This is a genomic window from Agrobacterium sp. El2ro-1b, assembly GCF_048298475.1.
Lineage (GTDB): Bacteria > Pseudomonadota > Alphaproteobacteria > Rhizobiales > Rhizobiaceae > Agrobacterium > Agrobacterium fabrum.
The window spans coordinates 149,625-170,743 of the sequence record NZ_CP103459.1 but is presented as its reverse complement, the minus strand read 5'-3'; the positions used below and the strand labels follow the sequence as shown (position 1 = coordinate 170,743).

At 60.4% G+C, this 21,119-nt stretch carries 18 protein-coding genes; 15 read left to right on the top strand and 3 right to left on the bottom strand.

Annotated features, from left to right (window positions below; translation table 11 throughout):
- The first annotated feature begins 51 nt into the window (after positions 1 to 51).
- The 7 genes from NYR50_RS15105 to NYR50_RS15075 all read left to right on the top strand — a co-directional run bounded on the left by NYR50_RS15105 (position 52) and on the right by NYR50_RS15075 (position 8,457).
- Positions 52 to 1,617, top strand: a complete 1,566-nt coding sequence (locus tag NYR50_RS15105) for an ABC transporter substrate-binding protein (protein ID WP_418137447.1) — start codon at positions 52 to 54, stop codon at positions 1,615 to 1,617.
- A 218-nt stretch (positions 1,618 to 1,835) separates the two neighbouring features.
- On the top strand, positions 1,836 to 2,804 hold the full coding sequence (locus tag NYR50_RS15100) for an ABC transporter permease (protein ID WP_092733432.1): 969 nt from the start codon (positions 1,836 to 1,838) through the stop codon (positions 2,802 to 2,804).
- Between the two features lie 18 nt (positions 2,805 to 2,822).
- On the top strand, positions 2,823 to 3,770 hold the full coding sequence (locus NYR50_RS15095; RefSeq protein WP_418137446.1) for an ABC transporter permease: 948 nt from the start codon (positions 2,823 to 2,825) through the stop codon (positions 3,768 to 3,770).
- 5 nt (positions 3,771 to 3,775) lie between these two features.
- Positions 3,776 to 4,969, top strand: a complete 1,194-nt coding sequence (locus NYR50_RS15090) for an amidohydrolase family protein (RefSeq protein WP_418137445.1) — start codon at positions 3,776 to 3,778, stop codon at positions 4,967 to 4,969.
- Entirely contained in the window at positions 4,969 to 6,462 is a 1,494-nt protein-coding gene (locus NYR50_RS15085; RefSeq protein WP_418137444.1) for an amidohydrolase family protein, read from the top strand. Before NYR50_RS15090 ends, NYR50_RS15085 begins: the two co-directional genes overlap by 1 nt.
- Entirely contained in the window at positions 6,455 to 7,438 is a 984-nt protein-coding gene (locus NYR50_RS15080; protein WP_092733444.1) for an ABC transporter ATP-binding protein, read from the top strand. The genes NYR50_RS15085 and NYR50_RS15080 overlap by 8 nt, the downstream gene beginning before the upstream one ends.
- A complete protein-coding gene (locus NYR50_RS15075) occupies positions 7,435 to 8,457 on the top strand; it encodes an ABC transporter ATP-binding protein (protein ID WP_418137443.1) in 1,023 nt (340 codons plus the stop codon). Before NYR50_RS15080 ends, NYR50_RS15075 begins: the two co-directional genes overlap by 4 nt.
- An 8-nt stretch (positions 8,458 to 8,465) precedes the next feature.
- On the opposite strand, the gene NYR50_RS15070 is transcribed toward NYR50_RS15075, so the two are convergent.
- Positions 8,466 to 9,143: a GntR family transcriptional regulator gene (locus tag NYR50_RS15070; RefSeq protein ID WP_174012192.1), complete on the bottom strand. Its 678-nt coding sequence runs from the start codon at positions 9,141 to 9,143 to the stop codon at positions 8,466 to 8,468.
- 129 nt (positions 9,144 to 9,272) lie between these two features.
- Between NYR50_RS15070 and NYR50_RS15065 the strand changes: the two genes are divergently transcribed.
- The 8 genes from NYR50_RS15065 (at position 9,273) to NYR50_RS15030 (ending at position 18,891) form a co-directional block, all read left to right on the top strand.
- Positions 9,273 to 9,902: a flavin reductase family protein gene (locus NYR50_RS15065; protein ID WP_418137442.1), complete on the top strand. Its 630-nt coding sequence runs from the start codon at positions 9,273 to 9,275 to the stop codon at positions 9,900 to 9,902.
- A 21-nt stretch (positions 9,903 to 9,923) separates the two neighbouring features.
- Positions 9,924 to 10,646 carry an aspartate/glutamate racemase family protein gene (locus NYR50_RS15060; protein ID WP_418137441.1) on the top strand — a complete coding sequence of 241 codons (723 nt, stop codon included), beginning with the start codon at positions 9,924 to 9,926 and terminating at the stop codon, positions 10,644 to 10,646.
- Between the two features lie 100 nt (positions 10,647 to 10,746).
- Entirely contained in the window at positions 10,747 to 11,670 is a 924-nt protein-coding gene (locus tag NYR50_RS15055) for a LysR family transcriptional regulator (RefSeq protein WP_010974087.1), read from the top strand.
- Between the two features lie 116 nt (positions 11,671 to 11,786).
- On the top strand, positions 11,787 to 12,266 hold the full coding sequence (locus NYR50_RS15050; protein ID WP_418137440.1) for a formate dehydrogenase subunit gamma: 480 nt from the start codon (positions 11,787 to 11,789) through the stop codon (positions 12,264 to 12,266).
- On the top strand, positions 12,263 to 13,819 hold the full coding sequence (locus NYR50_RS15045; RefSeq protein WP_418137439.1) for a formate dehydrogenase beta subunit: 1,557 nt from the start codon (positions 12,263 to 12,265) through the stop codon (positions 13,817 to 13,819). The genes NYR50_RS15050 and NYR50_RS15045 overlap by 4 nt, the downstream gene beginning before the upstream one ends.
- Before the next feature lie 4 nt (positions 13,820 to 13,823).
- Positions 13,824 to 16,706 carry a formate dehydrogenase subunit alpha gene (gene fdhF, locus NYR50_RS15040; protein ID WP_418137438.1) on the top strand — a complete coding sequence of 961 codons (2,883 nt, stop codon included), beginning with the start codon at positions 13,824 to 13,826 and terminating at the stop codon, positions 16,704 to 16,706.
- Between the two features lie 74 nt (positions 16,707 to 16,780).
- Positions 16,781 to 17,125, top strand: coding sequence for a formate dehydrogenase subunit delta (locus NYR50_RS15035; protein ID WP_418137436.1), 345 nt, complete (start codon positions 16,781 to 16,783; stop codon positions 17,123 to 17,125).
- A 113-nt stretch (positions 17,126 to 17,238) separates the two neighbouring features.
- On the top strand, positions 17,239 to 18,891 hold the full coding sequence (locus NYR50_RS15030) for an OFA family MFS transporter (protein WP_418137435.1): 1,653 nt from the start codon (positions 17,239 to 17,241) through the stop codon (positions 18,889 to 18,891).
- A gap of 102 nt (positions 18,892 to 18,993) precedes the next feature.
- Here NYR50_RS15030 and NYR50_RS15025 read toward each other — a convergent pair whose 3' ends face one another.
- Together NYR50_RS15025 and NYR50_RS15020 are read right to left on the bottom strand one after the other, a co-directional pair.
- On the bottom strand, positions 18,994 to 20,352 hold the full coding sequence (locus NYR50_RS15025) for a sensor histidine kinase (RefSeq protein ID WP_418137434.1): 1,359 nt from the start codon (positions 20,350 to 20,352) through the stop codon (positions 18,994 to 18,996).
- Complete coding sequence (locus NYR50_RS15020) at positions 20,349 to 21,011, bottom strand: response regulator transcription factor (protein ID WP_035214788.1); 663 nt, start codon at positions 21,009 to 21,011, stop codon at positions 20,349 to 20,351. Before NYR50_RS15020 ends, NYR50_RS15025 begins: the two co-directional genes overlap by 4 nt.
- Positions 21,012 to 21,119 lie beyond the last annotated feature (108 nt).

The window sequence follows — 21,119 nt, the reverse complement described above, 5'->3', positions numbered from 1 at the left end:
CGACCGGACCGCCTGCCGGTCTTCCAACGATTTATAAAAAGGGGGGATCAAATGTCCCGTATCAGAAGTTTTGTCCTAGCGGCCATGGCTGCCGCCGCCATTGCCGTTCCCGCCCATGCGGAGACGCTCCGCTGGGGCGGTCGCGCCGATCTCTATTCGCTAGACCCATATTCGGTGCCGTCCACATCCAACCTCGCCTTTCTGAACCATATTTATGAGGGCCTCGTCCGTTACGGGCCGGACTTCCAGATTGAGTCTGCACTTGCCACCGAGTGGAAACTTATCGACGGAAAAGCGTGGCGCTTCACACTGCGCAAGGGTGTGAAATTCCATGATGGTTCAGATTTCACTGCCGATGATGTCGTGGCGTCCTTTACCCGAGCTTCGGATGCGACGTCGCCACTGCGCGGCAATATTCCTGTTTTTGCTGGCGTCAAAAAGGTGGATGATTACACGGTCGATCTGGAGGTCAGTGCTCCGACGTCGCTTTTCCTCAACGACATCACCAATATCTTCATCTTTAACGCCAAGTGGTTGAAAGATAACAATAGCGAGAAGCCTACCGACTTCGCGTCGAAGGTTGATGGCTACACCACCATGCACACCAACGGCACCGGCCCGTTCAAGCTCGAAAGCCGCGTTCCCGACAGCAAGACAGTCCTCGTTGCAAATGAAGGCTGGTGGGATCAGAAAAAGCACAATCTCGACCGCATCGAATTCGTGCCGATCGCATCCGCGGCAACACGCGTTGCGGCACTCCTGTCAGGTGAAATCGACCTCATCGATTCTGCCCCGATCCAGGATTTGCCGCGCCTTGAATCTTCGCCCAATATCTCGGTCAAGAAGCGCACCGAGCTTCGCACGCTTTTCATCGGCTTCAACCGCCGGGAAAAGCTGGAAGACGGCAAGCCGAACCCCTTCAACGATCTGCGTGTCCGTCAGGCGTTTGAAGCGTCCATTGATCGTGACCTGATCAACAAAAAAGTCATGCGTGGTCTCGCAAGACCGTCCGGCTCGCTGATTGCGCCGGAAATCGCAGGTTATGCCAAATCGCTCGATACCTTTGAGCCCGCCGATCCGGCCGAGGCGCAGAAGCTGCTCGCCGATGCCGGCATGAAGAACCTCGCCTTCACCTATACCTGCATGAATGATGAGAGCGTCAACGAAGAGGATATCTGCTCGGGCGTTGCCAACATGTTGAAGCGCGGCGGTTTCCAGCCGACCATCGACATCGCGCCGCGATCGGTGCAGTCTCCCAAGCGCAATGGCGGCAAGGCGGACGTGTTCAACCTCAGCTGGGCGAACGAGCCGACGCTGGACGCTTTCTCGATGCTGTCGCAGATACTCTCGACCCGCAAGGGTGCGATGGGCGTCTCCAATTATGGCGGCTGGTCCAACCCGGAAATTGACAAGCTTGTCGCGCAGGCGGCGCAGGAGCAGGACAATACGAAGCGCCTGGCGCTCGAAGAGGCTGCGCTGAAGATCGCCAAGGACGAGACCATGCTCGTACCGTTGCACCAGCAGCCCATTGCCTGGGCGATGCTGGCCAAGGTCAAGAGCGTCGACTTCCGCGCGGACAACAAGCCACGTCACTGGTTGACCCAGGTCGATAAATAAGACGGATTGCAGGTGAGGCGCCGGTCATTCGACCGAGCGCCTCGGTTGTTTTCAGCAGGCATCCCCTCTGGCAGTACGATGGTCTGCGTCAGAAATTGTCGACAAAGTTGCAACGGTTTCGCGGTTCTTGCATGCCGCGTAACCCATGGCCCGTCTCTGGAAGAGAATGATCGAACCTGCGTGCCCGCGTGGCTCAGGCTCGCGTCCGAGAGGTAACAATGCTGGTTTTCATCATCAAGCGTCTGGGAAATGCCGTGCTGGTCATGCTTTCCGTCGCGCTTATCGCCTTTCTCATCTTTCGGCTGGCGGGTGATCCCGTCGAGCTGATGGTCGGGGAGCAGACCTCGCAGGAGGATCGTGCCGCGCTGCGTGAGCGGCTGGGCCTCAATGACAGCCTGCCGACGCAATATCTGCGATTTGTCAAAGACGCTGCACAGGGCAATTTCGGTGTTTCCTATCGCAACGGCCAGCAGGTGTTGCCGCTGATCGCGGAAAGGTTTCCGGCAACGCTTGAGCTGGTGCTGGTGGCCACCATCATATCCCTGGTCGTCGGCCTGCCTCTGGGCGTTCTGACGGCGATACGGCGCGGGAAATGGTATACGGAAGGTCTGCAATTCCTGTCGATTGTCGGGGTTTCGCTGCCAAGCTTCGTTGTCGGCATCCTTCTCATTCTGGTGTTTTCCGTTTCCCTCGGCTGGGCGCCGGCCTTTGGTCGCGGCGATGTCGTCCAGCTCGGCTGGTGGTCGACTGGGCTTTTGACGTCATCCGGACGCGCTGCCCTCATCCTTCCGGCCATTGCCCTTTCGCTCTACCAGATCACGCTTGTCATGCGTCTGGTGCGGGCGGAAATGCTTGAAGTTCTGCGATCCGATTTCGTGAAATTTGCGCGGGCCCGCGGAATACCGCGCTGGCGGATCTATTTCCGTCATGCGCTGCGCAACTGTCTGATGCCGGTGGTGACCCTGACGACGATGAATGTCGGCTCGCTCATTGCCTTCGCGCTCATTACGGAAACGGTGTTTCAATGGCCGGGTATGGGCATGCTGTTCATTCAGGCGGTCACCTTCCTCGATATTCCCGTCATGGCGGCCTATCTCTGCATCATCTCCTTCATCTTCGTTGTCCTCAACACGTTCGTCGATATCGCCTATGCGGTTATCGATCCGCGTCTGCGCACCGCGCGCTAACCGAAGGGAGCCGGTTTCATGACAGACCTCTCACAAACGGAAAAACCCGCCCGCCGGTCGCTTTTCAGCCGCATGCGTGACAGCGATCTTTACTGGTCGTTCAGCCGCAGCAAATCGGCCAAGATCAGTGCGCTCGTCCTCACAATCCTGATCCTTGCCGCCATCTTCGCGCCGTGGATTGCCCCTCAGAACCCTTATGACGGTGCATCGCTCGACATGTGGAAGGCCGAGCTGCCGCCGATCTGGCAGGAGGGCGGCGAATGGCCGTTTCTTTTGGGAACGGATACGCAGGGGCGGGACATGCTGTCCGCCATTCTCTACGGCACACGTATCTCCATCGTCATCGGTGTCGCCTCCGTGGTGCTCTCGCTGGTCATCGGCATGACCGCAGGTCTGGTTGCCGGTTATTTTGGTGGTTTTGCCGATGGTCTCCTGATGCGTATCGGCGATATCACGCTGTCCATCCCGACCATTCTCGTCGCGATCCTGGTTTCGACCGTCGTGCGGCAGATGCTGCCCGACAGCCTGCGGGAGGTTGGTGCATCTGCGGTGCTCATTCTCGCCATCGCGCTTTCCGCCTGGGTGCAATATGCGCGCACGGTGCGCGCCCAGGCGATTGTGGAAACCGGCAAGGACTATGTTCAGGCGGCAAAGCTGATCGGCGTGCCCGCCCGCCGCATCATGGCGGCGCATATCCTGCCCAATACGCTGACGCCGATCATGGTCGCCGCGACGCTCAATTTCGGCATGGCGATCCTCACGGAAGCAACCCTGTCCTTCCTCGGCATCGGCATGCCGCCCAGCCAGCCGTCGCTCGGGACATTGATCCGCATCGGCAACCAGTTCCTGTTCTCCGGCTCCTGGTGGATCGTGCTGTTTCCGGTCTTCCAGCTCTGCCTGCTCGTCGTCACCGTCAACCTTCTGGGTGACTGGCTGCGCGATGCGCTCAATCCGAAACTGAGGTGAGTTCCATGCACGATCTTCTTCTGCGCAACGTTCGGCCCATGGCGGGCGAAGCCTGCGACATCATGATCAGGAACGGCAAGATTACCGGCTTCGGAAAGTTCGACGCCGAACCCGGCCTCCCGGTCGAGGATGGCAAGGGTTCAATCGCCGTTCCCGGTCTCATCGATGCCCACACGCATCTGGACAAGACGACGTGGGGCATGCCCTGGCACGTCAACAACCGCGCCGCCATCCTGCGCGAGCGGATCGATTTCGAGCGGGAAAACCGCGTTCAGATCGGCATCGATCCGCATCGCCAGTCCATGCGCCATGCGATCGGGCTTGCGGCCAATGGCGGCACGCATATTCGCAGCCACGTCGATATCGACCCCACCCACGGGCTGAAACTGGTCGAAGGCATCTGGGAAACGCGCGAAAAACTTGATGGTATCATCGACATCGAGGTTGTCGCTTTCCCGCAATCCGGTGTCATGGTCATGCCCGGCACGGTGGAGCTTCTCGATGAAGCCCTGAAGCAGGGCTGCGAGGTGCTTGGCGGCATCGACCCCTGCGGCATCGACCGCGATCCGAAGGGCCAGCTGGACATTCTTTTCCAACTGGCAACAAAACACGGCGTCCCGATCGATATCCACCTGCATGAAGCCGCCGACCTCGGCGCCTTCACCATGGAGCTTATCTTCGAGCGCATTCGGGCAAACGGCATGCAGGGCAATGTCGCCATCAGCCATGCCTTTGCACTCGGCATGAATGACTATCTGCGCGTCGGCAGGCTGATCGATGAGATCGCGAGGCTGGACGTCGCCATCCTGACCACGGGTGCGCCATCGGCAAGCGTGCCGTCGATCATGCGCCTCAAGGAAGCGGGCGTGCGCGTTGGCGGCGGCTGCGATGGTATCCGCGATACATGGGGTCCGTGGGGACAGCCGGACATGCTGGATCGTGCCAAGATCATCGGCATGAAAAACGGCCTGCGCTCGGATGTCGAACTTGCGCATGTGCTGCACGTCGTTTCCAAGGGCGGCGCCGATGTCATGGGTATTGAAGATTACGGCATGGAGATCGGCTGTGCTGCCGACTTTACCCTGCTGACCGGTGAAACACTGGCGCATGCCGTTGTCGATATCGCGCCGCGGCCGCTGGTGGTCAAAGGCGGCCGTGTCACCGCCAGAAACGGCAACGCCATCGTGGAGGCGCCGTGATGAGTGACACTCTCAACTCTTTGCAACTCGGCGAGAGGCCTGAAGGACGGACCTTGCTGACAGCCAGCTGGGTTGTCGGGCACAAGGACGGATCGCACCGGCTGCTCAAAAACGGTGAGGTTGTCTTCGAGAATGGTGAAATTCTCTTTGTCGGACATGGATTTCCCGGCGAGGTCGCCCGGCGTATCGATTTCGGCAATGCTCTCGTCAGCCCCGGCCTGATCGATCTCGACGCGCTCTCCGATCTCGATACGACGATCCTCGGCATCGATCATCATCCGGGCTGGGCGAAGGGCCGTGTCTGGCCGCGCTCCTATGTCGAGGCCGGTCCCTATGAAATGTATTCCGCGGAAGAGCTTGCTTTCCAGAAGCGTTTCGCCTTCGGTCAGTTGCTCCTCAACGGCATCACCACCGCGGCACCAATCGCATCGCTGTTTTATCGCACGTGGGGCGAGACCGTGGCGGAGTTCGAGGCGGCCGCCGATGCAGCCGGTGAACTTGGCCTTCGCGTTTATCTCAGCCCCGCCTTCCGCTCCGGTGGCATGGTGCTGGAAGAGCCGGGTCGCATGGTGCCGGTCTTTGATGAAGAGCGTGGTTTTGAGGGCCTGAAAGACGCAATTGCCTTCATCGAAAAGCAGAGTGGAAGACACGGCGATCTGGTGCGGGGCATGCTTGCGCCGGATCGGGTGGAAACCTCCACACTGGGCCTGATAGAGCGCACCGACGCAGCGGCCCGCGAACTGGGCTGCAAGTTCCGTCTCCATATGGCGCAGGGCGTCATGGAGGTCGATACGGTTCGCAAGCTTCACGGCTCGACCGCGCCGGTCTGGCTCGCCAAGGCCGGGCTGCTCAGTGAAAGGCTGATCGCGCCGCACGCCACCAATGCGACGGAAGAAGATCTGGCGCTTTATGCGGGGAACGGCGTGTCGATCGTCCACTGTCCGCTGGTCTCGAGCCGCGGCGGCAGCACGCTCTCGTCCTTTTCCTCCTGCCGCAAACGCGGCATTAACATTGCGATGGGAACGGATACGGCGCCGGCGGACATGTTGATGAACCTGCTTGTCGGTCTGATCACCTGTCGCATCAATGACGGCGCTCCGGACCAGATCCGCTGCGCCGATCTCTTCGATGCGGCGACGCTCGGCGGCGCGCGTGCACTTGGTCGCTCCGATCTCGGTCATCTTTCAAGCGGCGCAAGGGCTGATATTGCAGTCTTTGATCTGAACGATGCCATCATGGCACCCAGCGTCGATCCGATCACGACGCTTGTGACCGGCGGTTCAGGCAAGGTCACGAGAGTCGTTTTTGTCGATGGTCGTCTTTCCATGCGCGAAAGACAGGTCGCCCATATCGACATGCGGCGTGCCCGCGAACAAGCGCAGGCGCAGTTTGATCGTCTGATTGCCAAATATCCCGAACGGAGCTGGGCAAATCCGCCCGTTTCCGAAATTTTCCCTCCGAGCTATCCGGTGGAGGTCGCCCAACATGGTTGAAATGAACCAATCGGTCATCGATGTCCGCAATCTCAAGGTCGAGTTTCCCGGTCGGCGGGGCACCGTTACCGCGCTTTCCGATATCAGCCTTTCGATCAGGCCCGGCGAAATTCTGGGTGTCGTTGGCGAATCCGGTGCCGGGAAATCGATGACAGGTCTCGCCATACAAGGCCTGCTCGAAAAGCCCGGCCGTATTGCCGATGGTGAAATCTGGCTCGGGTCGCGCCGTATCGATCAGCTGGATGACCGGGCGATGGAGAGTATTCGCGGTCGTGAGATAGGCGCGATTTTTCAGGACCCGTTGACCTCGCTCAATCCGCTCTTCACGGTTGGCGCCCAGCTTGTGGAGACAATCCGCCAGCACCTGCCGTTGTCGAAGGCGGATGCGCGTGCACGCGCCATTCAGTTGCTTAGGGATGTCGGCATTCCGTCGCCTGCGGATCGTATCGATCATTATCCGCACCAGTTTTCCGGTGGCATGCGCCAGCGTGTCGTGATTGCACTCGCCCTTTCGGCCTCGCCGAAGCTCATCATCGCCGATGAGCCGACGACCGCGCTCGATGTCTCGATCCAGGCGCAGATCATTTCGCTGCTGCGCCGGCTGTGCAAGGAGAAGCAGACGGCGGTTATGCTCGTCACTCATGACATGGGCGTCATCGCCGAGGCCGCCGACCGCGTGGCCGTGCTTTATGCCGGCCGGCTGATCGAAGTCGGGCCGGTCGAGCAGGTGCTGCACGAACCGCGCCACCCCTATACGCAGGGCCTGATGGCCTCCATTCCGTCGCTTGGCGCGCGGGTGGAGCGGCTCAACCAGATTGACGGGGCGATGCCGCGTCTCGATGCGATCCCGCCCGGATGTGCGTTTAATCCCCGCTGTGGTTTTGCGGGGCCGCGCTGTCTGCGGCAACGGCCTGAACTTGAAACCGTCGGCAATGGTGCCAGTGCGTGCTGGCTGAACGCAGGAGGCACAGCATGACACAATCAACATCCCATAAAGCAGCGTCCCATCAGCCGGCCTTGACTGTCAAAGGCCTGACGAAAACCTTCGACGTGTCGGCTCCGCTGCTCAACCGCATCATCGAGCGCAAACCCCGGCAGTTCGTCCAGGCGGTCAACGATATCGATTTTGCCGTTCCGGCCGGCGGCTGTCTCAGCATCGTCGGTGAAAGCGGCTGCGGCAAATCGACCGTTGCCCGCCTGGTGACCGGGCTTTTCCGGCCAAGCGCCGGCGCGTTCCAATTCGCGTCGGGCGGTAACGGCAAACCCCTGTCGGCGCAGATGATCTTCCAGGATCCCTATGCTTCGCTCAATCCGCGTTGGCGGGTGAAGAACATCATCGCCGAACCGATCCGCGAGCTGAAGCTGCGCGCGACGAAGGCGGAGACGATGGAGCGTGTGGAGGAGCTTCTCAAGACCGTAGGCCTGTCGGCCTCCGATGGCGAAAAATTTCCGCATGAATTTTCCGGTGGCCAACGCCAGCGCATCTCGATCGCCCGTGCATTGGCGAGCGAACCGGAATTTCTCGTCTGTGACGAGCCGACATCGGCGCTCGACGTTTCGGTGCAGGCACAGGTGCTCAATCTCATGCGCCGCCTGCAGGATGAACTTGGCCTCACCTATCTCTTCATCAGCCACGACATGAGTGTTGTCCGCCACATGTCGGACCGCATTGCGGTCATGTATCTCGGGCGGATCGTGGAGGAGGGCGATACAGAAGAGCTTTTCGCCAATCCGCGCCATCCCTATACCCGGCTGCTTCTCCAGACGATCCCCAATATCAAGACCCCGCAGCGGGACCGGGAGATTGTTGCAGGTGAAGTTCCGAGCCCTTTGAAGCCGCCTTCGGGCTGCGCGTTTCACCCCCGTTGTCCGCTCGCAACAGCGCAATGTTCGGCAGAAGTGCCGAAGGTGAAAAGCCTTGCCAACGGCACGCGGGTCGCCTGCCATCTGGTTGAAGATGATACGGAATGGGCAGGCCAGCGACAGCGCGCCTGAGAAGGGGATCAGCCGAGGGCGGCGCGCAGGTCGTGGGAAAGGTCGCGGATTTCGCTGAGATCGAGTTCCGCTTCCACATGCTCCAGGTGGTGGGTCATCAGATGGATGGCTCGCGACGGATCATTGTTGGCAATCGCATCGACGATTTCGGCATGTTCGTCCGGGCCGCAGTTGAAGCGATCCGTGTTACGGTAAACGGCGGTAATGAGCGACGAGCGGGAAATGAGGTCGCGCATGGTGGTAAAGAGGAAATCAGAACCGAGCGTTTCCGCAAGCAGCAGGTGGAACCCGCCGGAAAGCTTGATGATGTCGGTCGTGACGTTTTTGGTATTGGCCACACGCTCCTTGGCCACATGGTCGCGTAGCTTTTTGAGATCGGTTTTGGTGGCGGACCTGCACAGTCTTTCGACGACGCATTGCTCGACGGTACGGCGTACGAAGAAGACATCGCGGGCTTCCTCGACCGAAGGTTTGGAGACGAAAGCGCCGCGATTGGGAACGATGGTCACCAGCCCGTCACGCTCAAGAACGGACAAAGCCTGGCGGATTCTTGCGCGGCTGACGCTAAAGATTGTCGCCAGTTGCTCTTCTTTCAGCTGCACGCCCGGACGCAACCGGCGTTCGGCAATCGAAAGCCATACTTTCTCGACAATCTGCTGCGTGGACGGGCCGGCCTGCTCGGTCATTCGACATACTCCCCAATCGCCTTAGAGAAGCGTGATGTGAATGAAAAAGTCAACCGTATCAACGGGATTTTGGTTGCAACATTGTCAACAATATGAAAGATAATTGTAGACTAAACTAGGATGCCGATCATGGAATTCGATTTCAGCGCGCTTGAGCCCCAGAGCCGCTACCGCCTTCTGACGAATTTTATCGGTCCGCGACCGATCGCGCTTGTGACGACCCGTTCGGAAGCGGGCCATAACAATGCGGCACCGATGAGCTTCTTCAACGTTTTTTCGCATGATCCGCCCATCGTTGTCCTCGGGATTCAGCCCAAGCTGAGCGGCGAGGAGAAGGATACGATGGTGAATATCCGCCGCACCGGCGAGTTCGTCATCAATATGGTGGATATGGCGCTGTCGGATCAGATGCTCATCTGCGGCCTCGGCTTTGACAATGAAGTCGACGAAATGTCGATGGCGCAACTGACGGCCAAGCCCTGCAGCAAGATCGATGCGAGTTATGCCGCGCAATCACCCTGTGCATTCGAGTGCCGCGTCGAGCGACTGATCGATTACCCGCGCCGCACGCTGGTGCTGGGTGAAGTGGTGCACATGCATGTCCATAATGAGTGCCTCGATGAAGAGGGGCGTTATGTCGATCCCGATCGCTACCAGCCGATCGCCCGGCTTCACGCCGACAATTACATCACCTCGGATCGCCAGTTCGTTCTGAAGGCGCCACCAATCACCGATTTCACCACGCCTGACGGCAAGTGAAGGCTATTCAGGATGCGTGCGATGCATATTCGTTTGATCAATCCCAATTCCACCGCCTCCATGACCGCGCAGGCCCTCGATAGCGCCTTGCGAGTCAAGCAGAAGGAGACCCACGTCTCTGCGGCAAATCCTGTCGATACCCCCGTCAGCATCGAAGGGCAGGCGGATGAGGCCATGGCCCTTCCCGGGCTTCTGGCGGAAATCCGCAAGGGCGAGGCGCATGGCGTGGATGCCTATGTGATCGCCTGTTTCGACGATCCGGGACTTCACGCTGCGCGCGAAGTGGCGCGGGGGCCGGTCATCGGCATCTGCCAGGCGGCTGTGCAGGTGGCGATGACGATCAGCCGGCGTTTTTCGATCATCACGACGCTGCCACGGTCCATACCGATCATCGAAGATCTGGTGGAAGATTATGGCGCCCAACGCTATTGCCGAAAGGTGCGCGCGATCGACCTGCCGGTTCTCGGGCTTGAGGAGGATCCAGAGGTTGCGGAAGCCCTGCTTCGCCGCGAAATCGAGGCCGCCAAGCGTGAGGATGCGGCAGAGGCGATCATTCTTGGCTGCGCCGGCATGTCGTCGCTCTGCGACCGCCTGCGGGATGCCACCGGCGTGCCCGTCATCGATGGCGTTACGGCTGCGATAAAGCTTGCCGAAGCACTGGTCGGCGCCGGTTATGCGACCTCGAAAGTCAATGCCTATGGCTATCCACGCGTAAAGGGGCCGGCCCTCGTCGCCTGCGCCTAGTTTGCAGGAAAATGCCTGCCGCCATTTGCGGGCGCTGCCGCCACGTTCTAGTGTTCTCCCGCGCGCACCGGTCAAGTGATCGCGCCGCGGGGGAGAGCGTATGATCGACAAGCTGGAATTTTTCATTGCATTGGCGCGGGCGGAACATTTCGGCCGGGCGGCGGAGGAGTGTGGTGTCTCCCAGCCCAGCCTGTCGGCCGCAATCCGGCAATTGGAGGACCAGCTGGGTGTCGGTCTTGTGGTGCGTGCGGCGCGGTATCAGGGGCTGACGCCAGAGGGCCAGCGTGTGCTGGAATGGGCGCGTCGTATCGTCGGCGATACCCGCACCATGCGGGAAGAAATGCGGGCAGCCCGCAAGGGCCTTGCTGGACATATTCGCCTTGCCGTTATTCCGACCGCGCTTGCGATGGTGCCGCGATTGACGGAATCGTTCCAGGCGCGCCATCCCGATGTGACCTTTTCCGTCACGTCACGCACGTCGCTTCAGGTGCTGGGGCAGATCGAAAATCTCGAGATCGATGCGGGAATCAGCTATCTCGACAACGAACCGCTGGGGCGCGTGACCACGGTGCCGCTTTATTCCGAGCGATATCACCTCATAACAGCAGGTGGAACGCCGCTCGCCGATCAGGAAAGCGTTACCTGGAAGCAAGTGTCGGGTCTTAGGTTATGCCTATTGACGCCGGATATGCAGAACCGACGCATCATCAACAAACACATGGCAGAGGCCGGTGTGGAGGCAAAGCCGACACTGGAATCCAACTCCATGATCGTGCTCTTCTCCCATATCCGAACCGGACAATGGGCTTCAATAATGCCACGTAACCTTGCGGAATCATTTGGTTTTCCAAAACAGATAAAAATCATACCGATCACCGAACCGGACGCCGAACATCTGGTCGGCCTGATTGCCACACACCGGGAACCACACACGCCGCTCGTCTCGGCGCTGCTTCATGAAGCCCGCCAGCGAGCGGCGGAAAAAGCGTTTGATAGGAATTTCCTATCAAACGACGGAAACTGATTATTGACCTGATCCCGCCGATCTCGCCATTCTTTCAGCCAATGCAGGGCTGCGACGGGATTTCACCATATCCCGCTCATCATTCCTTGCCCCTGTCGGTTTGGGAGGACTGGCTTATGAATATCAGAGCGGTTACCGCAGATGAGGCGGCCCGTGTTTCCGCTGTTATCGACGAATGTCTTCACCTGGAGGGGCCTTTGCTGCCCATTCTGCACGCCGTGCAGGAAGAATTCGGTTATATCCCGGAGAGCGCCAAGCAGATCATCGCCTCCGCGCTGAACATATCGCGCGCGGAAGTTCATGGCGTCGTCACCTTCTATCCCGATTTTCGCGATCATCCCCAAGGCCGACATGTCTTAAAGCTCTGTCGCGCCGAGGCTTGCCAGTCGATGGGTGGCGAGCCTCTTGCGGAAACCATCAAGAACCGCCTTGGCCTTGACTGGCACGAGACTGCTGCTGACGGTTCCGTCACGCTGGAACCGGTTTTCTGTCTCGGGCTTTGCGCGCAGGCGCCGGCCCTGATGCTTGATGGTGAGGTCCATGCGAGACTGGACGAAGACTGTCTTGGCGACATTCTGACGGAGGCGCGCCGATGAGTGTCACCGTTTTTGTTCCCGGCGATTCCGCCGCACTTGCCGTTGGCGCAAACCGTGTAGCTGACGCCATCGCCCGAGAGGCGGCCAGCCGCAATCTCGACGTCCATATTGTCCGTAACGGTTCGCGCGGCATGCTTTGGCTCGAGGTGCTGGTGGAAGTGCGCACCGAGCATGGCCGTATCGCCTACGGGCCGGTAAAGGCCACCGATGTCACGTCGCTTTTCGATGCAGATTTTCTTGCCGGTGGCGATCACCGTCTCTGTCTTGGGCCGACGAAGGACATTCCCTTCCTGAAAAACCAGACGCGCCTGACATTTGCCCGATGCGGCGTGACCGACCCGCTGTCGCTTGAGGATTACCGCGCCTATCAGGGCATGAAAGGCCTAGAAAAAGCCGTCACCATGGAGCCGCTCGCTATCGTCGCGCAGGTCACTGAAAGCGGCCTGCGTGGACGCGGCGGCGCGGGATTCCCGACCGGCATCAAGTGGAAGACCGTCGCGGATGCGATGGCAGACCAGAAATATATCGTCTGCAATGCCGATGAGGGCGACAGCGGCACCTTCGCCGACCGCATGATCATGGAAGGCGACCCCTTCGTGCTGATCGAGGGCATGGCGATTGCCGGCCTTGCCGTTGGTGCCACAAAGGGCTTCATCTATACCCGTTCGGAATATCCCTACGCCATCAAGGTTATGGAAAAGGCGATCGAGATCGCGAGGCGTGAGGGCATTCTTGGGTCCTCCGTCCTCGGTTCCGGCCGCGCCTTCGACATGGAAGTGCGCATGGGTGCCGGCGCCTATGTCTGCGGCGAGGAAACCTCGCTCCTGAACAGCCTCGAAGGCAAACGTGGCACGGTGCGCGCCAAACCGCCGCTGCCGGCATTGCAGGGCCTGTTCGGCAAGCCGACCGTTGTCAACAACGTGATTTCGCTGGCGTCCATCCCGGTCATCATGGATCGCGGTGCCGCTTTCTATCGCGATTTCGGCGTCGGCCGGTCGCATGGCACCATCCCCATCCAGCTCGCCGGAAATATCAGGTATGGCGGGCTTTACGAAACCGCCTTCGGCTTGTCCCTCGGTCAGCTGGTGAATGATATTGGTGGCGGCACGATCACCGGCCGCCCCGTCAAAGCGGTGCAGGTGGGCGGCCCGCTCGGCGCCTATTTTCCGGTGTCGCTGTTCGATACGATCTTTGACTACGAAGCGTTCACGGCGGCTGGCGGTCTTATCGGACACGCCGGGATCGTGGTTTTCGACGACACTGCCGATATGCTGCATCAGGCGAGGTTCGCCCTTGAATTCTGCGCGGTCGAAAGCTGCGGCAAGTGCACGCCCTGTCGTATCGGCTCGACGCGCGGCGTCGAGACGGTGGACAAGATCGCGCTTGGCATCGAGCGGGAGAAAAACACGGCGCTGCTCGAAGATCTCTGCGAAACCATGAAATTTGGGTCGCTTTGCGCGCTGGGCGGTTTCACGCCCTATCCCGTCATGAGCGCGCTCAGACATTTTCCGCAAGATTTTGCCCCCATCCCACGTGTTGAAGCGGCGGAGTAAGACCATGGCCCTTGTAACCGAATTCGACTACGGCACCCCGAAATCCAATGCGACTGATATGGTGACGCTCACGATCGACGGTCGGCAGGTGACCGTTGCGGCCGGAACCTCGATCATGCGCGCCTCGCGCGAAGCCGGCATCGATGTGCCGAAACTCTGCGCTACCGACATGGTGGATGCCTTCGGTTCCTGTCGCCTCTGTCTTATCGAGGTGGAGGGCCGCAACGGCACCCCCGCCTCCTGCACCACGCCGGTTGCTGCCGGTCTTGTCGTGCATACCCAGACCGAGCGGCTGAAGCAGATCCGTAAGGGCGTGATGGAGCTTTATATCTCCGACCACCCGCTCGACTGTCTGACCTGCGCCGCCAATGGCGATTGCGAATTACAGGACATGGCGGGCGCGGTCGGCCTTCGCGACGTGCGTTACGGCTATGAGGGCGACAACCACGTCAAGTCCCGCACTGGAGGGGGCGATCTCAATGCCCGCTGGATGCCGAAGGACGAAAGCAATCCCTATTTCACCTATGATCCGTCCAAATGCATCGTCTGTTCCCGCTGCGTGCGGGCTTGCGAGGAAGTGCAGGGCACCTTTGCGCTGACGATCGAAGGCCGTGGTTTCGAAAGCCGCGTGTCGCCCGGTGCGCACGAGGCGTTTCTTGATTCCGACTGCGTTTCCTGCGGCGCCTGCGTTCAGGCCTGTCCGACAGCGACGCTCACCGAAAAATCGGTGATCGAGATCGGCCAGCCGGAGCATTCGATGGTGACCACCTGCGCCTATTGCGGCGTCGGTTGCTCCTTTAAAGCGGAAATGCGCGGCGAGGAGCTGGTGCGCATGGTGCCGTGGAAGGACGGGCAGGCAAACCGCGGCCATTCCTGCGTCAAGGGTCGCTTCGCCTATGGTTATGCGACCCACAGGGATCGCATTCTCAACCCGATGATCCGCGAGAACATCGGCGATCCCTGGCGGGAGGTGAGCTGGGATGCGGCCTTTGCCTATGTTGCTTCGGAGTTTCGGCGCATTCAGGGCAAGTATGGCCGGGAATCCATCGGTGGCATCACCTCGTCGCGCTGCACGAATGAGGAAACCTTCCTCGTGCAGAAACTCGTTCGCGCCGGCTTCGGCAATAATAACGTCGATACCTGCGCCCGCGTCTGCCATTCGCCGACAGGTTATGGCCTCGGCCAGGCCTTCGGCACCTCCGCAGGCACGCAGAATTTCGACAGCGTCGAACAATCCGACGTGGTGCTCGTCATCGGCGCCAATCCGACCGACGGTCATCCGGTGTTCGGCTCGCGGCTGAAGAAACGGCTGCGTCAGGGCGCCAAACTGATCGTCATCGATCCGCGCCGTATTGATCTTGTGCGCACCCCGCATGTGGAGGCCGCTTTCCACCTGCCGCTGAAGCCCGGAACGAATGTCGCAGTGCTGACGTCGCTGGCGCACGTGATCGTCACCGAAGGGCTGTTCAACGAGGCCTTTATTCGCGAACGCTGCGACTGGTCGGAATTCGAAGACTGGGCAGCCTTCGTTGCCGAGCCGCAGCACAGCCCGGAAGAAACGGAAGCCTACACCGATGTTCCGGCGGAAGAATTGCGCGGTGCGGCCCGGCTTTATGCCCAGGGCGGCAATGGCGCGATCTATTACGGTCTCGGTGTCACCGAACACAGCCAGGGTTCGACCACCGTCATGGCGATCGCCAACCTCGCCATGGTCACGGGCAACATCGGCCGCCCGGGTGTGGGCGTCAATCCGCTGCGCGGTCAGAACAATGTGCAGGGTTCCTGCGACATGGGGTCTTTCCCGCACGAGCTGCCGGGCTATCGCCATATTTCCGACGATGCGACACGCGACGTGTTCGAGAAACTCTGGGGCGTGAAGCTCAACAAAGAACCGGGGCTGCGTATTCCCAACATGCTGGACGCCGCCGTGGATGGCAGCTTCAAAGGCATCTACATCCAGGGTGAGGATATTCTCCAGTCCGACCCGGACACCAAACACGTATCCGCCGGCCTTGCGGCCATGGAATGTGTTGTCGTGCACGATCTCTTCCTGAACGAGACGGCGAATTATGCCCATGTGTTCCTGCCGGGTTCCACCTTCCTCGAAAAGGACGGCACCTTTACCAATGCGGAGCGCCGCATCAACCGCGTGCGCAAGGTCATGTCGCCGAAGAACGGTTATGCCGACTGGGAAGTGACCCAGAAGCTGGCACAGGCTATGGGCCTTGCCTGGAACTACACGCATCCCTCCGAGATCATGGACGAAATCGCGGCAACGACGCCAAGCTTTGCCAGCGTTTCCTACGCCTATCTGGAAGAGAAAGGCTCGGTGCAGTGGCCCTGCAACGAAAAATTCCCCGAGGGGTCGCCGATCATGCATGTGGATGGCTTCGTGCGCGGCAAGGGCAAATTCATCCGCACCGAATATGTGGCGACGGATGAACGCACCGGTCCGCGTTTCCCGCTGCTGCTCACCACCGGCCGCATCCTGTCGCAATATAATGTCGGCGCGCAGACACGGCGCACCGAAAACGTGGTCTGGCATGAGGAGGATCGGCTGGAAATCCATCCGCACGACGCCGAACAGCGCGGCGTAAAGGATGGCGACTGGATCAAGCTCGTCAGCCGATCGGGCGATACGACGCTCCGGGCGCTGATCACCGACCGTGTGGCACCCGGCGTGGTCTATACGACCTTCCATCACCCCGGCACGCAGGCGAACGTCATCACCACCGACTTTTCCGACTGGGCGACCAACTGTCCCGAATACAAGGTGACGGCGGTTCAGATTTCGCCCTCCAACGGGCCGACGGAATGGCAGGAAGAATATGATGCGCTCGCGCGTCAGTCCCGCCGGATCGCCGGCAAGCTTGAAGCTGCGGAATAATCGGGGGCCGGGCCTGGTCCCGGCCTTTTCATTCATGGAGGCGCTGGCCGAGGAGCTGGCGCGGGGAGTAGGTCATGTTGCTCAATCACACGGATGAAAAGCTGGTGAGGATGGCGAACCAGATCGCGACGTTTTTCCTGTCGCAGCCGGAAGATATTCGTGTGGACGGTGTTGCCACCCATATCAATAAATTCTGGGAACCGCGCATGCGCCGCCGCTTCTTCGAGATGGTGGATGCCGGCGCCGGTGATTTCCTGCCGCTCGTGCTTGCCGCATCGAAAGAGATCAGAAGGCCTGATGCGCCGGCAGCCGGTGCCGTGGGGCTCGGCGACGATGCCAAGGGCGCGCCGGGCGGCAAGGGGCCGATTGCGGGTGAATCGCTTTCGGAACCGAGCGTGCCGGAAACGACGCGCGCCTGATCGGGACGCTGTCCCATAAAGCTTGCCGCCGCACGGGAGGACGTTCGGCGGTATCAATGTTCGCCTGGCGGGGCGAATGAAATGTCCTGACATCCACGAGGGAGGAAATGTCGATGGCAGTAGCAGGTGTCACAGCGGGAGGGGCGGCCCAAGCGGGTTTGCTGGACCGCGAACGAATAATCGCAAGACCGGGGTTCAATCGCTGGCTGGTGCCGCCGGCAGCTCTTGCCATCCATCTGTGCATCGGCATGGCCTATGGTTTCAGCGTTTTCTGGCTGCCCCTATCGAAGGCGCTGCCGGTTACCGATCCGAGCTGCTCCAGTCTGACCCTGATGGGCGCGCTCTTTACCACGGAGTGCAACTGGCGCGTGGCCGATCTCGGCTGGATTTATACGCTGTTCTTCGTGCTTCTCGGCTGCTCGGCGGCCATTTGGGGCGGCTGGCTGGAACGGGTAGGACCCCGCAAGGCGGGTTTCGTCTCCGCCTGCTGCTGGTGCGGCGGCATTCTCGTGGCGGCTCTCGGCGTCATGACCCATCAACTGTGGCTGATGTGGCTGGGTGCGGGCGTCATCGGCGGTGTCGGCCTCGGCCTCGGTTATATTTCCCCTGTTTCGACCCTGATCAAATGGTTCCCGGACCGTCGCGGCATGGCGACAGGCATGGCCATTATGGGCTTCGGGGGTGGTGCGATGATCGGTGCGCCGCTCGCCAATCTGCTGATGAATACCTTCAAGACGGAAACCTCCGTTGGCGTCTGGCAGACCTTTGTTATCATGGCGGTGATCTATTTCGTCTTCATGATGGCGGGCGCCTTCGGTTATCGCATTCCCCCGGCCGGCTGGCGTCCGGAAGGCTGGACGGCACCGGCGGCCAAAAGCGCCATGATTACCACCCGCCACGTCCACCTGCGTGATGCGCACAAGACACCGCAGTTCTGGTTGATCTGGGCTGTTCTCTGCCTCAATGTTTCGGCGGGTATCGGCGTCATCGGCATGGCCTCGCCGATGTTGCAGGAAATCTTCGCCGGTTCGCTGATCGGCCTGCCGGGTGTCGGTTTTGCCGATCTCGATGCGGGACAGAAGGCACAGATCGCAGCGATTGCCGCCGGGTTCACCGGGCTCCTGTCGCTGTTCAACATCGGCGGTCGTTTCTTCTGGGCGTCGATGTCCGATAAGATCGGACGCAAGAACACCTATTTCTGCTTCTTCGTTCTCGGCATCATTCTCTATGCGCTGGCACCGACGCTGGCGACGATGGGCAATAAGGCGCTCTTCGTGCTCGCCTTCGGCATCATCCTCTCCATGTATGGCGGTGGTTTCGCGACCATTCCCGCCTATCTCGCCGATATTTTCGGCACGCAGTTCGTGGGCGCAATCCATGGCCGCCTGCTGACGGCGTGGGCGACGGCCGGCATCGCCGGACCCGTGGTCGTCAACTATATCCGCGAGGCACAGATCGCGGCGGGCGTTGCTCCGGGCCCTGCACTTTATACCAGCACGATGTATATCCTGGCCGGCATGCTGGCGATTGGCCTTATCGCCAATGCCTTCGTGCGACCGCTCGCCGATAAGTGGTTCATGTCCGACGCGGAGGTCGCGGCATTGCAGGCGAAGACGGCGGCTGCCAATGCGGGCCCCACCGGCTCTTTCGGTATCGGTCGCGGCGGGCTGGATGCCAAGGCGGCTCTGGCCTGGGCCGCGGTCGGCATTCCGCTGCTCTGGGGTGTATGGGTGACGGTGAAGAGTAGCCTTGCGCTGTTCGGCTGATTACTGACGCCTTTGACATTCTCCGGGCAGCCCTGTGCTGCCCGGATTTGTTTCAGGCCCTGAGCAGAAGATTCTCCAACGGCAGCCTGCGATTTGGCAGCATCATATTGCAGAGGGCAGGGTGAGCAGGCAGGAGAGCCCGCCATCGCCATTGCGCTCCATGCTGATCCTGCCGCCGTGAAGTTCGACAAGTTCCTTGACGATGGTAAGACCGAAACCGTCTCCCGGCACGGTCTCGTCCATGCGTCTGCCGGCCTCGAATACCTCTGCGACGAGAGCGTTGTCTATGCCGGGGCCATCGTCCGAGATCGTGAGCAGTATATCGCGCCCCGTTTGGCGGGCAGAAATTCCGACCCGACCCTTTGCCCATTTGAAGGCATTGTCCGTGATGTTGCCGATGATCTCGTCCAGATCTTCAGGCCCGACCTGCGCCCGCAACGTGTCATCCACCTCCACAGTCGCGACGACACCCCGGTCCGCATATATATGCGTCATGATCTCGACGATATCGTCGACCCTCGGCCTGACCGGCGTTGCCGCAGCCACGCCACCGGCAGCGGTTTTGCGGGCGCGCGCTAGATGATGGCGGATTCTCTGGTCGATCCTGTCCACCAGCGCCCGCATCGTATTATCAGGGTCGTTGGTATCGTTGAGCGCGAGATAAAGGCTCGTGACCGGCGTTTTCAGGCCATGGGCGAGATTGGCGAAATGCAGACGCGTCTCGGTCAGCCTTTCGCTGTTCTGCTGCACGAGGCGGTTTATCTCGCGGGAGGCAGGGCGAAGTTCCTGCACCTCCGCGTCCGGCAACCGATCCAGCGTGCCGGCTGAAATCGAGGAAATGTCAGCAGTCAGTTGCCGCAGCGGCCGAAGCCCGTATCGCACCTGCAGGAAGATGCCTGAGACGAGACTCACGCCCAGCAGCGTCATGGCGGGGACCAGCCATAAAAGCGCACTGCGGGCGGGCGCAACGAGCGCAAAACGGGGTGCGGTGGCAGTGATGTCGATGAGTTTCGCGCCCACCATGGTCTGCACGGAGCGAAGATAGAGGTCCTGACCGTGAAGCTCGGCATTGACGCCGGGACGCGGCCCATGCCCTATCATCTTGCCCCAGTTAAAGGGGGAGGGTGGATTGTCCAGGCTCTGTCCGGCGAGCGAGCGTGAGGTGATGGCGATGCCCTCGCCACGGATCTGCCAGTACCAGCCGGAGCCGCGCCTGTCGAAAGGCGGGCCATCGAGGGCGGCATTCAGCGTCACGCGGCCGGCCTCGTTGATGGAAAGGGCGCTGCGCAGGCCTTCGATCTGCGTATCGAGCCGCTGGTCGATCTGTTCACGCACGACGCCGGCTACGATGAGGTAAAGAATGATGGAAGCGATCATCACGCTTGCGGTGACGAAAATCACCGAAAAAACCGTCAAACGGCGCGATATCGAAGGTCCGTGGTTGATATTGGGTTCGCTCATGGCTCGGCCTTCAACATGTAACCGCGGCCACGAACGGTCTCGATATGCTCGGCGCCGATCTTGCGCCGCAGGCGGGCGATGATGACTTCGATGGAGTTGGAATCGACCTCCGCATCGCCTTCATAAACCCGTTCGATGAGTTCACGGCGATCAACTACCACCTCCTTGCGCAGGATGAGGCAGGAGAGCACGCGCCATTCCAGTGCGGTGAGCTTTAGCGGCAGGCCGTTCTGTTCGAAGGTTCCAAGCTGCGCGTCGAAGACAAGCGAACCGCAGGTGACGATGGAGGCGGCATGGCCGGTGGCGCGGCGAACGAGTGCACGCAGCCGCAGAACGAGTTCTTCGACCTTGAACGGCTTGGTCAGGAAATCATCTGCCCCGGCCTTGAAGCTTGCCACCTTGTCCGGCCAGCCATCGCGCGCCGTCAGCACCAGCACAGGCAGGTTGCGCTGCGCCGCCCGCCAGGATTTCAGGACCGACACCCCGTCGATCCTGGGCAATCCGAGGTCAAGAATGGCGACGTCGTAAAGCTCGGTCAGGCCGGCATGTTCGGCGTCCTCGCCATTCTGTGCGATATCGACGACAAAATTCTCCGCGCGCAGGCTGGCCGCGATACGCTTTGAAAGGTCGCCGTCGTCTTCGACAAGAAGTACCCGCATGGTGTGCCTGCTCATGGTGTTGGATGCGTTTTATTAGGCCCGGAAGGCTTAACTCAAGCTGAACCACAAGGTTCAGGCTGCTGGTGGCTGGCTGCGGTTAAAACATAC